The organism is Dictyobacter aurantiacus (assembly GCF_003967515.1).
GTDB lineage: Bacteria > Chloroflexota > Ktedonobacteria > Ktedonobacterales > Ktedonobacteraceae > Dictyobacter > Dictyobacter aurantiacus.
The window spans coordinates 2,131,075-2,144,682 of the sequence record NZ_BIFQ01000001.1 but is presented as its reverse complement, the minus strand read 5'-3'; the positions used below and the strand labels follow the sequence as shown (position 1 = coordinate 2,144,682).

The following is a 13,608-nucleotide window of genomic DNA, read 5'->3' as shown; positions in this document are numbered from 1 at the left end:
CTTTAGCCTGCGGGTTACGAGAGCGAGATGCGTTCCTGACGCCAGTCGAGCTTGCTGTATTTCTCCTCCACCAGCTGACGCGCCAGTTCCCATTCAGAGGCGCTGAGTTCGCTTTCGGGCAGGTCATGCTGCAAAAACGTACTGAAGCCCTGGCGGAATGCCTGCGCGGCATCATCCCAACTGGCCTGGGGCGCGAATGTGTGCAACGGGGTGGTCTTCTGGTTATAGATGTGCAGTGCCTCTTCGCGTGCTCGCGCATCGGGATAGCGCAGCGTGTTAAAGAACTCGGCCGCGCGATCCTCAAGCGGTAGCGAACCCTGCTGGAGCAGCGCATCCTCTTTCCAGACCTGGGCGCTGCCCACCAGCTTAAATCCATTGCTGGTGAGATCAGCCTGAGTAGATGAGGCGAAGCAGGCCGCTGAAGGATTCTTACTGACGTGCTCATCGCTGATTTCGGCCTGTACGCCCAGCAGACGGAGGGCGGCCTGCAATCCCTGTAAGAGATAGGCATAGGCCGCGACTACCCCGGACGGTACCCCTTCGCGCTTCCCGATCACAATGCTATACGTAAACTCGCCACGGTGGTAGACCGCGCGCCCTCCGGTGGGGCGGCGCACCAGGGCGATCCCGTGCTCTTCACAGTATTCCTGCTCGATCTCACGCTCAACGTTCTGGAAACGTCCCAGTGAAATCGCCGGACGATTCCAGCGAAAGGCGCGCAGGGTAGGGGGCGCGTCTCCACGTAGATAGTGAAGCAGGATCGCTTCATCGATCGCCATATTTAAAGCGGCATCCTGAACGCCTGTATTCACAAAACGATATGGGGTTGTCTGCATAAACATTTGCTTCCTGTTAAAAAGCTCGCTCGTCGGCACGCCCATTCGCGCCAGCACATTTACGCGCGCTTATCGCGAGCCTCTTTCCATTTTTCACGCTGCGCCTCGCGCACCTTTTCTGACGCCGGTACATAGCGGGCCAGAAATTCATCGCGAAAGGCGGGATAGGTTCCATCAATGATCGACTGTCGCAGCTGACCGGCCAGGCGGAGCATAAAGCGAATATTGTGGATACTGCCCAGGCGGAAATATAGCTGCTCTTCGGCCCGTGCCAGGTGATTGACGTAGGCCGCGCTATAGTGCTGGCAGGTGTAGCAGTCGCATCCCTCTTCAATGGGACCTCTGGCGGTGCGAAAGCGTGCCCCCTTGATGCTGACGCGACCATCACGGGTAAAGAGACCGCCGTGGCGCGCCACGCGTGTTGGCAGCACGCAATCAAACATATCCATGCCCAGGCCCACGCCGACCACCAGGTCCTCTGGAGAGCCGACTCCCAGCAGGTGGCGTGGCTTGTCGCGCGGCAAATTCGGGGTTACGTGCTTCAGCATCCCCCACATCTCCTCCTTTGGCTCGCCGACCGAGAGGCCGCCGATCGAGAGACCCTTAAACGGCATATTGCCGATCACCCGGGCGCTTTCCGCGCGCAGATCAGGCTCAAAGGCACCCTGCACGATGCCGAATAGCGTCTGCTCAGGCCGCTGCTTCTCCTTCTCTACCAGGGCGCGCTCCTCCCAGCGATGAGTCCACTCCATCGCTTTGCGTGCCTCTTTGGGACTGCACGGATAAGGAGCGCAGATATCGAGCGGCAGGATGATGTCCGCGCCGATTTCGGCCTCGATCTGCATCACACGCTCAGGGGTCAGGGTGTGCAGCGATCCATCGATATGCGACTTGAATACCACCCCATCCTCATTTAATTTGCGCAGATGACCCAGGCTCCAGACCTGGAAGCCACCGCTATCGGTCAGTATGGGGCCATGCCACTGCATAAACGAATGCAGGCCACCAAAGGAATCGATCAGGGCCGAGCCGGGTCGCAGCATCAAATGGTAGGTATTGGAGAGGATAATCTGGGCGCCAGCCGCGTGCAGCTCTTCCGGGGCCACGCTTTTGACGGTTGCCTGCGTCCCAACAGGCATAAAAATAGGAGTTTGAATCGTCCCATGTGGGGTCTGAATAGTGCCGGCGCGCGCCCATGTTTCCGGACACTCAGCCTCAATTGTAAAGTTGAATGATGACATGCATTTCTCTAAAGTGGGTTGGTAACAGCGAGCACAATTTGCCTTGAGAGGATATCTGCTCTTTCTTGCTTGTATTTTCTCATGAGCGTCAAGGGTGCCCCTCGTGGGTTAATTTAAGCAGAGGGTTAGCCCTCTGCGGTCCCCAGGTGGGAGGTGCAGGAGGGCGGCGAGCCCTCCTGCCGGGGTGTGGGGTGTCCCCACCCTCTCCTTTCTCCTCTTGCGCCGCCGCAGGCGGCGCGTCAAAAGAGAAAGAAGTATTTGTGGGGACACCCCACACCCCGGCAGGGAGGACCCTGCACCCCTTAAGTTAACGCGTATGGGGCCGCGCCCTCTCGGTTGCTGCCGGGTATGTAGAAAAGGATGAATATAGTCATATCCATAGATGAGAATTAACTATAATCATCATATATAAATCACTCAATTCATTTGCGTATAAAAGGTATATAAAAATATGTACCATAACGATAATTTATCGCAAAAACACTTGCAAATCTCGAAACAATAGTGTATGCTTTCAATCGGTATCCAATCTCGGTCTCGCATACAGTGCTCGTCCAGGGTTATAGAATCCCACGCTGGTAGGGGGAACACATGACTGGTGACAACTGCTAGGATATGGACCCGGAGGATAACCAACATATCACAACAGGAGGTCCCTAGTTGAACTTCGTTGACAAAACCTTAAAGTGCCGTGAGTGCGGAACAGATTTCGTGTTCACCGCAGGAGAACAAGAGTTCTACCAGCAAAAGGGTCTGATGAATCAGCCTGGTCGCTGCCCTTCATGCCGCGCGGCTCGTCGCCAGGCAGCCGGAGGTTCCGGTAGCCGCGAGCGTGCTCCCCGTGAAATGCACACAGTAATTTGCGCTGAGTGTGGTACTGAGACACAGGTGCCATTCTTACCAAAGAATGACCGCCCGGTCTATTGCAGCCCCTGCTACGATAAGGTTCGTGTTGCCCGCGACTAACTTCTATACTGGTTGGTTGTGTGCCGCGCTCACCTCTTCTATCAGTGCGAAGCTCTATTTCTGAGATGTTCCGCTGCTGAGCAACAGGCGCCAGTTTACTGTGCTTTTCCGAACTTTCCTAAAATCAAAGAGGCTTGGTCAAGGTGTGTTCTTGACTTGGCCTTTCTCTTTTGTTTTCCCCTGACTTTTAGTGCCCGGCAGTGGACTGGTCCTATGTGGTATAATTAACTATAAATTAGTAAAGTATGTGTACCGTTTGTGGTGATTGAAGAATTATATGCCGCAAAGGCCCGTAAAAGACGCATCTATAGCCTTATTTTCCTGCCTGAGTGTCTTCTTTTTACTCCTTCTCCAGCATAAGTGACATTGTATCTGCTTGACAGTCGCTCATTGCTCCTTATAATAGAGAAGTAACATCAGTTTTGCCCGGGTGTAAGTGTTTCCGCATAGAGATCAGCTCTATTGAGGGAACACTTTATTAGTAAAAAGATACCAACTATCCAGGCAGATATGGGCAAATGGTACAGCATGTAGTAGCAGGTATTAGAGAATGGCTACCAATTTCGATAAAGTTGCTGATGAGTCTGGTAAATCGGATCCTCAGGCGATCCTACCCATGGTGCGTACGACAACAACCTGGGGAGCGAAAGTAACGCCCTCTCGGATGACGCTTCAAGACTTATTAGACGAAACAAAACATTATCTCACTCCAGAGGATATGGAGAAAATTCAGCGCGCCTACGATTTAGCCAATCGCGCGCACAAGGGGGCTGTGCGCCGCTCGGGTGAGCCCTACATTCAACATCCGCTGGAGGTAGCCCTACTGCTTGCTGGAATGCGTATTGATGCAGATGGTATCGTATCTGCGCTCCTCCATGACGTTGTTGAAGATACCGAATATTCTCTTGAGGATCTGCGTGAGCAGTTTGGGCCGGCCGTGGCCAATATCGTGGATGGTGTCACCAAGTTTGATACCCTGGCCGGCAATAAGCCCGCCAAACCTTCGGCTGAGACAAAAGATGCCGCCCCACCCTCTTTAGTTGATAAGCGCCGCATCCGTACAGAGACGGTGCGCAAAATGTTGCTGGCGATGGCGGAGGATCCCCGTGTGGTCGTGGTGAAGCTGGCCGACCGTTTGCATAATATGCGCACGCTTGGCGCGATGTCGCCGGCGCAGCAGCAAAACACCTCGCGTGAGACGAGCGAAATTTATGCTCCCCTGGCTCGGCGCCTGGGGATGTCCATTGTGCAGGCCGACCTGGAGGACCTCGCCTTCGGCTACCTGGAACCGGAGAAGTATGTCCAGCTGGCCCGGCAGGTTGAGGAAGAGGTTAAGCGCCGTCAGCCATTCGTTGATGAGGTCTGCCGCATCCTGCGCGCCGAGATGAAGCGGGCTGGTATCCGGGCCGATGTTCTGGCCTGGCAGAAGCACCTGGCCAGTATTAATCGCAAGCTGGAGGATGTGCCCTCTCAATTGAATGGTAATGAGCTCAGTCAGATCCACGATCTGATCTCGTTCCGCATCCTGGTTGACACTGATTATGAATGCTACCTGGCGCTGGGCCATATCCACGCCCTCTGGCGACCAAAGGATGGCCGCATTAAGGACTTTATCGCTACACCCAAGCTGAATGGCTATCAGTCGCTGCACACGACCGTGTTCTGCCTGGACAATCGCCTGGCTGAAATTCAGATTCGTACCTATGACATGCAGCGTACCGCTGATTATGGGATCGCCAGCTACTGGTTTTTGCGCGAGCGCATGGGTAACGCGGACAGGGATAAAGAGCGCGGTGAGCATGCCAATGAAAGCGCGCCCGGCAGCTGGCGCCTCTCGTATCGAGAGATGGTAACATGGATCGAGCAGTTGCGGGAGTGGCAGCGGGCCCTGCCGCAGAGTGCCGATGAATTTGTCGAGGCGGTCAAAGGCGATATCTTTCAGGAGCAGATCTTTGTGTTTACGCCGCAGGGCGAGGTTAAAGATCTGCCGCGTGGTTCGACGCCCCTGGATATGGCCTATCGCATCCATACGGATATCGGCGATCATTGCGCGGGCGCGCGCATCATCACCAATACCGATGATAGCGGTCGCCTGGTGACGCGACTGGTGCCGCTGGACTACGAGCTAAAGGGCGGCGAGATCGTCGAGATTATGGTCAACCGTACCGTCCACCCGACGCGCGACTGGTTATCGTTCGCGCGTACGGCGGCGGCCCGCAACAAGATTCGCCGCTATCTCAAGACCTATGAGCGCGAGATTAATCTGCAACTGGGTCGTGAGCGTCTGGATTTTGCCTTGAAAACCAGTGGCTACCAGGCCGGTGTGGATGAACAGGTTGAAGAGCAGTTGCGCGGTCTGTGCACAGAAGAGCCAACGGCCAGTACAACCTTCAAGAAATACGCTACCATTGAAGATGTCTACGTAGCGCTAGGACGTGAGGATCTTCTGGTCGAGCAGGTGTTGAGCCTGTTGCAGCCCCGGCTACCGCAATGCGCGGCCTCTGACGCCTCCGACGGTGAGAGTAGCCTGTATGCGCAGAAGGACGGCGAAGGGACGCTGCTGATCCAGCTAGATCGTTTCTGTTGTCCTATTCCAGGCGACTCTATTATCGGTCAACTGACCCCGGACCAGGGTGTGGTTGTGCACCGCACCGACTGCGATCTGCTGCGGCGCAATCCGGAGTTGCCCACCAATCTGGTTGAAGTCAACTGGCGGCAGATTCATCCCGCCAGCTACCTGGTGGCTATCTCGCTGGTCGCCCATGATCGCTCGGGCTTATTGCGCGACGTGGCCGCAGTCGTGGCGGATGCTGGTATTAATATGGCATCGGTCACCTCGACTACCACGCCCGCGTCCCAGAGAGCTGTAATTACCGCGACCCTGGAGATCTATCCAGGCGAGGGGGAATTAATCGACCAGATGGAACGCATCCTGCGGCGCTTACGGCAGGTTAAGACTGTGGTCAGTGTTGAGAGAGCGATAGGAAAATAAGGCCCCTGTCAATGTGAGCACTTGACGTGAGGGCAGGTGCTCCAGCCCTTGTTTCAGGGTGTGTCATCCTCACCCTCACTGTAAGTGACATCTGCTATAAATGTGCGACAATATAGATAGCATACATTAAGCGTTCACGTGCTGCGCAGATATAGAGCCGCTGTTTGGCTATGAAAAGAAGTGTACGCGCTGATCCAACACTTACCCTGTTGGCACGTATACTATTGTAGGTCCAATTCGTGTTAAGTCCAGAATGTAGCGTGAACCAACTAGAATGCTTGGAGTGAATAATATTCGACAAATCCTGCACTGGATATGTCAGATGGCCATAGATGATTATGATAGATAGCTCTGTAGAACAACAATTTGTTGAGCCTCCTTATCCACCCGCTATGAAGCAACTGCTGGCGCTGGTCAACCAGTATATGACGCTGGCGGAAGTTGACCTTGTGGTAAAAGCCTTTCAATTGTCTTCCGAGGCCTGTGGGGGCGTTACCGGTACGAGCGCGCGCCCGATTCCGCCATTGGAGCATGCCCTGGCCGTGACGACGATCATGGCGCGGATGATGCACGTGGATGCCATTGGGATCGCCGCTGGCCTGGTATACGAGGCTGTCGACGCTGAGTTACTACTCCCCGAGCAGGTCGAGTATACGCTGGGCGTACCTACGGCCCGCGTGGTTGAGAGCATGTTACGCCTCAATATTCTGGAGCGGAAAAAGCAGAACGCCGCCACCGGCGCTATGCTGGCCGTGCAAAATCCCCAGCTCTCGTCTTCAAAAAAGTCCTATGGTGAGCGCGACGACGATATTACTTCTCCGTCATTTGAAAACAAGAAGCCGCGCGTACGAGAAGCGATGAGGCGGCAACAGGCCGAGACGGTGCGTAAGATGTTTGTGGCCATGGCCGACGATCCACGTGTGGTGTTGCTCAAATTGGCATATCGACTGCATGCGATGCGCCTGATGTGCGACCCCTCCTACCAGGGAGATGCGCAAGAGCTAATGACGCTGGCCGAGGAGTCACGCGAGATCTATGCTCCCCTGGCTGGTCGTCTGGGTATGTCACGCGTGGAGAGCGAATTACAAGACCTGGCTTTCCAGGTTCTGGAACCCGATCGCTATCTATGGGTGCGCAATCTGCTGGATATAGAGACCAGGCAGTGGCGCTCTTATGTGGATCGGGTCTGTGAGCGTTTACGAACCGAGATGGCCTCGATCGGCGTTAAAGCCGATATTTCCGGGCGTGTCAAGCATGCCTATAGCTTTTATAAGAAGATCGCGCGTACCGCGGGAGATACCGAGGATCTGGAGCATCTCAAGGCGGCGGCCGACCTCAGTCAGATTCACGATCTGCTGGCGTTCCGTATTCTGGTGGATACCACCACGGACTGCTATGTGGCGCTGGGCCATGTGCATAGCCTGTGGCGGCCAAAGGAGGGGCGCATCAAAGATTTTATCGCCAATCCCAAGCCCAATGGTTATAGCGCTCTGCATACCACCGTTTTCTGCCTGGATGACCAGCTGGTCGAGATCCAGATCCGTACTCACGAGATGCATGAAACGGCCGAGTATGGCGTGGCTATGCACTGGCATTATAAAGATGTCGGTGATAATGCTTCCGCATCGGCCAAAGAGCTCCTGACCTGGCTGCGACAGCTGACTGAATGGCAGCAAGACCTGCGTATCGCCAATACCAGCGATACCGAATTCGTGGAAGCGGTCAAGGATGATATTTTCCAGGAGCAGATCTTTGTTCTGACTCCTAAAGGGGAAGTGAAAGATCTTCCCGTTGGTTCGACGCCGTTAGACTTTGCCTACCGTATCCATTCAAAGGTGGGAGATCACTGCGCGGGCGCGCGCATTATCGCTTCCGATGGTGATGGCAATGGCGATCGACTCATCTCGCGCATGGTTTCTCTAGACTATGAGCTTAAAAATGGCGAGATTGTGGATATCGTGACCAGCCGTAGCGCCCATCCGACCCGCGATTGGTTGAACTTTGCGCGCACAACGGCGGCCCGTAACAAGATTCGTCGCTATCTCAAACTCAATGAGCGCCCGATCAATATTCAGATCGGTGAAGAGCGCCTGGAGCGTGAGTTGAAGGCGGCTGGTGCCCGTGGACCGGACGCGATTACCGAGGACGCGGAAAACTGGGTCTGCAGCAGTATGCATGCTGACTCCTTTGAAGATCTGCTGGCGGCTATTGGCTCCGATGATATGCGGCCCCGCGCGGTCGTGGTCAAGTTGCTTGAATACTGGCAGCGCGAGAGCAAGGATAGCAAAGAAGCAAAGGAGAGTGGGGATGCCCTGGCGTTACCTGTGGTTTCAGCCAAACAGGCCCCGGCCGCCCAGCTTGAAGTGGCTGGTGTCAGCGGCTTGTTGACCCGGCTGGCGAACTGTTGCTATCCCTTGCCCGACGACAATATCGTTGGCTTTATTAGTCGTGGCAAAGGAGTCATTGTGCATCGCTCCGATTGCCGCAATATCGCACGCCTGGGTGAGCAGGATCGAGAGCGCCTGATCCATGTTAACTGGGCTGGCATGAGCCAGCAGCCGTATCATGCGCCGATTGTGATTACGGCCCACGATCGGACCGGTATGATTCGTGACGTCGCGACTGTGGTCTCCGACTCGGGCGCGAATCTGATGTCGATCAACTCCAGTGTTAGCGCCAACCACCAGACCGTTGTGATCATGGCCACGCTGGAGATCGCCGATCTTGATCAGATGCATCGCCTCTTCGTCAAGCTGGAGAAGGTTAAAGGGGTGATTCATGTCGCGCGCGACCTGGGTCAGCGCAAATGATATGGCAGGGTTTGTGTCTACGAACCCTGACTGTACGCGCCTGCGGCGCTCAATTAGTTTTTAAGGGATAGCGCAACGCCATTGGTGAGCGCCTACAGGCGCTCACCAATGGCGTTGCGCTATCCCTTAAAAATGATGAAGGAGTGGATGCCATGGTATGGCATCCACTCCTCAAAAAAATTATGGAAGTTCTGTGACGACGATGGCGATCTCCATGATAAGGAGGACGCTGCCGATGATCAGGCTCAGGGTTGCCAGCATCCTCCCACTTTGCCACAGTGGTTTACGGGCTCGATAGCGTCCCACAATGCCTAAAATCAAGGCTGGCAATGGACAGGCCAGAAACAGGTACACCGAGAGGTGAGCAAAGCCAAGTGGTAGCAATCCTAGAACGGATGATAGATAGGTATCCAGTGAAAGGCAGATGCCCGCGATCAAGCACAGAGTAATCCCTAGATAGGCTGTCCAATGGATGCGTGAGGTTTTTTTCTTACACCCCTCGGGACATGTTTTACCATCCATACCAGTGTTTTTTCCCCTCTTCACAGATCGGAACATCGAAGTATAGCTTTATGGTCGCCACCATATCTAGCATAACCGCCAATCCCCAAAATGAAAATAGACTAAAGGACTGTATTTAGGACTTTTATGTCTGGTAGAGGGTTGCCGTGATACATGTCTATGTATATAGACGCGAGGAGGAAAGAATTTTTACTGGCAAAATGAAGTCCTCCGGGAGGAGGCGTCTCACTGAAACGCGCCCTCCCGGAGGACTTCATTTGTATGTTGGCTCTGTTATGTTGCCGCGCCGATTAGCCGCGTAAACGTTCAAGCACTGGTGGCTGACGCAGCTTGGCCAATGCTCCCGCCTCGATCTGGCGTACACGCTCGCGTGTAATGCCCAGCTCACGACCCACCTGTTCTAGTGGATGCGCCTGGCCATTGCCCAGGCCAAAGCGCAACTGCAAGACCAGTTGTTCGCGTGGCGTGAGGACCGACTCAAGGACGCGTTGCACTTCATCCTTCAACGTCTGCGTGGTGGCTAGCTCTTCGGGTGAGGCCGACTCGGTATCCGCCAGCACATCTCCCAGTTCCTGCTCTTCATCTTCACCAACGGGCAGCTCGAGAGAGACTGGTGCGCCGGGGGCCGACTGCAATTCAACCATGCGAATGGGATCCAGGCCCGTAGCTTCGGCCAGCTCCATTTCCGTTGGTTCACGACCAAGTTCCTGGAGTAACCTCTGACGCTCACGACGAATTCTATTGAGCGCCGTATTGACATATACCGGGAGGCGAATGGTGCGCCCCTTATCGGCCACGGCACGGCTGATAGCCTGGCGAATCCACCAGGTTGCATGGGTCGAGAAACGATGTCCTCGCCGCCAATCGTAACGCTGCACAGCGCGAATAAGTCCGATGTTGCCTTCCTGAATCAGGTCCAGTAGGGTTAAACCACGGCCAACGTAACGCTTGGCGATACTTACAACCAGGCGTAGATTGGCCAGGATAAACTGTTTCATCGCGTCACGATCACCGGACTCGATTCTCTTGGCTAATTCAATTTCGCGTTCGTGTGTAATCATAGGAACGCGGCCGATCTCACGCAAGTAGGTCATTACTGCGTCAGATTCGCCCGCGTCAGCGTTATTTACCTGGTTGTCTTCTTGATCTTCAGAGCGGCGGCGACGTTGAGCGGTTCGACGAGCGGCGGGCTCGTCATTGGCGTGAATGGAAGGAATATGGAGCAAGGCATCATGTTCAAGCTCGGCGGTATGTGGCTCCTCATGGATGTCGGAATCGGACATATCCTCTTCTAAATCCAGTGGACCAGTCTCGATGTCGAGCGCACCGGTATCAATGCCACCCATATTATCTTCCAACTCGTGGTCGTCTTTCTCTACCCCAGTCTCTGTTTCATCATCTGATGTATAATCAAGATCTTTCGAGAGAAGCTGTTCCACAATATTGAACGGCTTGTCAAGATCTGTGGTATGTGATTTATTTAAGGTAAGCGTTGTTCCCGTCATGGCACGCTTGGTGTCTATCATTGTGCGCCCTCCATGAAAAGTAGTATATCCTAAGCAGCAAGATATCTGTTCGTCGTCAGTCTGGTCCTACACTCAGGGAATTGCGCCCTTCATCGGACCATTCTGTCCGAGCCGAGTGGGAGGAAAATCAATGACATGCAATCAGTCTCTACTAGTAGAAACATCGCCGGTTTGGAAAATATTCCCGGACTCATTGACAAAATGATGTTTGCCCGATGTTGGCTTGAAAGCGCTGCAATGTTGCTGGCTTTGTCAATCGGGTTGTCAAACAAAAATGACAGTTTTGTTGTCAATCAGTTCAAGGAACTACGTCCTTACCTCAATTATAACGCAAGTCATCCTTTCATTCTAGTCCCTACGGCGTGGATTTGACGTAGTTTCCTTGGGAAAACTGTAACCCGTGTGTAATCCATCTGTACTTTTATACGTTTGAACCCGCCTTAAAGTGGCAAGAAATGGAGTTGTTTTCGGACTTTTTTCTTTGCCTGACTGTTTATGATGAAATTTTGAGTCCTGCACCTTCTTCTGGGAAGTCGTTGACTCTCCTGTTTCTTCTTCCGTCGTTTGTGCTTGCCCCGGTTTCATTTTTCTCAGGGTGCGTACGAGTAAGACGATCAAGTAGATAGCAATGAGTAACAATAGTGTCAGGATTGAAATAATAGTGAGTAAATTACCGACCGCCTCCCAACTGGCGCCAAAGGCAAAGCCGAGTACCAGGGGCGGGAAGATGCCGAGTGCCTCGCCCGTGGAGTCGGCCAGGAGAAACTTGCGATAGGGATAGCGCTCCGCGCCAGCCAGAATATTGATGGTCCCTCCCAGTGCCGGTACCAGGCAGCGGCTCAAGAAGACTGCCCAGCCGCCACGATGCTGAAAATAATCCTGTGAGCGGCTAATTACCTTTGGTGAGATAAAGCGATAACGTTTTTTGCGCAGTAACCAGGCAATGACGCGCGTACCCACTTTACGGCCAATATAATAGCCGATGCTATCACCACAGACCGAGGCGCTTAACGCAGTAATAAATAGCGCGAAAATATTAAAATCTCCCAATGCAGCAAAGGCACCGGTCGCCAGCAGCAAAAGCCCGATTGGTAGGGGAGCTCCAATAGCGGCTATACATACGCAAATCCATAGCACTGGATAGCCATACAGCTGCAGCCAGGTAATCATAAGTGGCAGTAGCGTATTCATCAAATGGTTATGCTCCCCCCTCTTGGTGCCGCTGGCGTTGGCGTTGGATCTGGTTTAAAGGGATGTGTTTTGCGGTAATCTAGAATCGTCACCTGGAGCTTATGGATGATGGCATCAGCGGACTGCTTGCGCTGGAGAGCAATGGTCTGTAACGTGCTATGGCGCGTGACCGTATCGTCTTTCAGTTTTAATGTTGAGTACAGCAGGCTATCCGGTACGCGATAGACATGGGCTATATAGGGAATTGTCATCCACTGCCGAATGAGACGCACATCCCCCTGATGCGCCATTACCTGGTGCTGATGTACATTCTGCACCGCGTCAATAGTCGCATGTGTCGCTATGATAGTTGCCCCAATCGATAAAATCAGAAAGAAGCTAATAATAAGAAAGCGCCGTTGCATTGACGGCTTTGGCGCTGTATGTGTTTGCATACTCATATTACGAATAAATCGACCCCAAAGGTTAAATCCTCGAGAACGTTTTTCCGCGTCAATGCGGGAGGTGCAGGGAGGACCCTGCACCCCTTAACGGACGCCAATTGGGGATGTTCCCCAATTACTATTGACGAGATATCTTCTATTCTCTAGAATAACGTATATGGATGACTGTGCACAACCTCTAGAGGTTAATATTAAACGCGTTGATACAGCTTTGCCGTTGCCTACGTACGCGACGGCGGGATCGGTCGGCTTTGATCTGCTCAGCCGGGAAACAACTGAGGTCGCGCCACGTTCGCTGGCGTTGATTCCCAGTAACTTGATTGTGCAGACGCCGCCCGGATATATGTTGCTGCTCACCATGCGCAGCAGCACGGCGCGCCGCAAAGGTTTATTGATGCCCAACGGCGTCGGGGTGATCGATCAGGATTATTGTGGCGACGGCGACGAATTGCTGGTATCGGTCTACAACTTTCGAGATGAGCCGGTTACCGTACTGCGTGGCGAGCGGATCGCGCAGGGGATCTTTATTCCAATTGGGCGCTTTGCATGGAACGAAGTGGAGCAGGTTGGGAGTGCTCGGGGAGGCTTCGGAAGTACAGGGGACTAAATGTATGGCTCTACCAGACTATTATGCCATCCTTGAAGTATCTTCGACGGCGCGGCTTGAAGATATCAAACAGTCATATCGGCGCCTGGCGCGCCTGTATCATCCTGATATCAATCGTACCGCTGAAGATCGGCACATCAAACAGATTAATGAAGCGTACGCTGTTCTGAGCGATCCCACCCGGCGCGTCGCTTATGATATCCAACGCCTGGAAGCTATGAAGCGAGAGGTGTTGCTCAACTTTATTCTGCAGCAGCGCGAACAGGCTCGGTACAGGCAGCAGCAGCCACGTATGACCTGGAAAGAAGGAGCCATCGGCTTTGTGCGCGAACTGAAAAAAGGGATGAAAAACGATTAAGAAGGATTTGCGACCCCGGGTCGCAAATCCTTCTTAATCTATGCTGGTCCTATTTTTTGTTTTCTTCCTGACGGGCTTGCAGAAATGAGAGTACGAGGGAGCCGACCAGTACTCCG

Annotated in this window: 11 protein-coding genes; 5 read left to right on the top strand and 6 right to left on the bottom strand. The window is 53.6% G+C overall.

Features of this window, described 5'->3' with window-relative positions:
• Positions 1-14: 14 nt before the first annotated feature.
• Complete coding sequence (locus KTT_RS08590; RefSeq protein ID WP_160145748.1) at positions 15-836, bottom strand: lipoate--protein ligase family protein; 822 nt, start codon at positions 834-836, stop codon at positions 15-17.
• A gap of 59 nt (positions 837-895) precedes the next feature.
• A complete protein-coding gene (gene tgt, locus KTT_RS08585) occupies positions 896-2,077 on the bottom strand; it encodes a tRNA guanosine(34) transglycosylase Tgt (protein WP_126595587.1) in 1,182 nt (393 codons plus the stop codon).
• Positions 2,078-2,737: 660 nt separating this feature from the next.
• Here tgt and KTT_RS08580 point away from each other — a divergent pair.
• The 3 genes from KTT_RS08580 to KTT_RS08570 all read left to right on the top strand — a co-directional run bounded on the left by KTT_RS08580 (position 2,738) and on the right by KTT_RS08570 (position 8,845).
• Positions 2,738-3,043: a zinc-ribbon domain containing protein gene (locus KTT_RS08580; protein ID WP_126595586.1), complete on the top strand. Its 306-nt coding sequence runs from the start codon at positions 2,738-2,740 to the stop codon at positions 3,041-3,043.
• Between the two features lie 550 nt (positions 3,044-3,593).
• Positions 3,594-6,035, top strand: a complete 2,442-nt coding sequence (locus KTT_RS08575; RefSeq protein ID WP_126595585.1) for a RelA/SpoT family protein — start codon at positions 3,594-3,596, stop codon at positions 6,033-6,035.
• Between the two features lie 338 nt (positions 6,036-6,373).
• On the top strand, positions 6,374-8,845 hold the full coding sequence (locus KTT_RS08570) for a RelA/SpoT family protein (RefSeq protein ID WP_160145747.1): 2,472 nt from the start codon (positions 6,374-6,376) through the stop codon (positions 8,843-8,845).
• A gap of 180 nt (positions 8,846-9,025) precedes the next feature.
• Here the strand turns inward: KTT_RS08570 and KTT_RS08565 are convergent, their stop codons facing one another.
• The 4 genes from KTT_RS08565 to KTT_RS08550 all read right to left on the bottom strand — a co-directional run bounded on the left by KTT_RS08565 (position 9,026) and on the right by KTT_RS08550 (position 12,518).
• Positions 9,026-9,367, bottom strand: coding sequence for a hypothetical protein (locus KTT_RS08565; protein WP_126595583.1), 342 nt, complete (start codon positions 9,365-9,367; stop codon positions 9,026-9,028).
• A gap of 290 nt (positions 9,368-9,657) precedes the next feature.
• Positions 9,658-10,893 carry a sigma-70 family RNA polymerase sigma factor gene (locus KTT_RS08560; RefSeq protein WP_126595582.1) on the bottom strand — a complete coding sequence of 412 codons (1,236 nt, stop codon included), beginning with the start codon at positions 10,891-10,893 and terminating at the stop codon, positions 9,658-9,660.
• A 348-nt stretch (positions 10,894-11,241) separates the two neighbouring features.
• Positions 11,242-12,084 carry a DedA family protein gene (locus tag KTT_RS08555; RefSeq protein ID WP_126595581.1) on the bottom strand — a complete coding sequence of 281 codons (843 nt, stop codon included), beginning with the start codon at positions 12,082-12,084 and terminating at the stop codon, positions 11,242-11,244.
• Positions 12,084-12,518, bottom strand: coding sequence for a hypothetical protein (locus KTT_RS08550; RefSeq protein ID WP_126595580.1), 435 nt, complete (start codon positions 12,516-12,518; stop codon positions 12,084-12,086). The genes KTT_RS08555 and KTT_RS08550 overlap by 1 nt, the downstream gene beginning before the upstream one ends.
• 166 nt (positions 12,519-12,684) lie before the next feature.
• Between KTT_RS08550 and dut the strand changes: the two genes are divergently transcribed.
• Together dut and KTT_RS37515 are read left to right on the top strand one after the other, a co-directional pair.
• On the top strand, positions 12,685-13,134 hold the full coding sequence (gene dut / locus KTT_RS08545; protein ID WP_126595579.1) for a dUTP diphosphatase: 450 nt from the start codon (positions 12,685-12,687) through the stop codon (positions 13,132-13,134).
• A gap of 4 nt (positions 13,135-13,138) precedes the next feature.
• Positions 13,139-13,492: a DnaJ domain-containing protein gene (locus tag KTT_RS37515; protein WP_126595578.1), complete on the top strand. Its 354-nt coding sequence runs from the start codon at positions 13,139-13,141 to the stop codon at positions 13,490-13,492.
• The last annotated feature ends 116 nt before the right edge of the window (positions 13,493-13,608 follow it).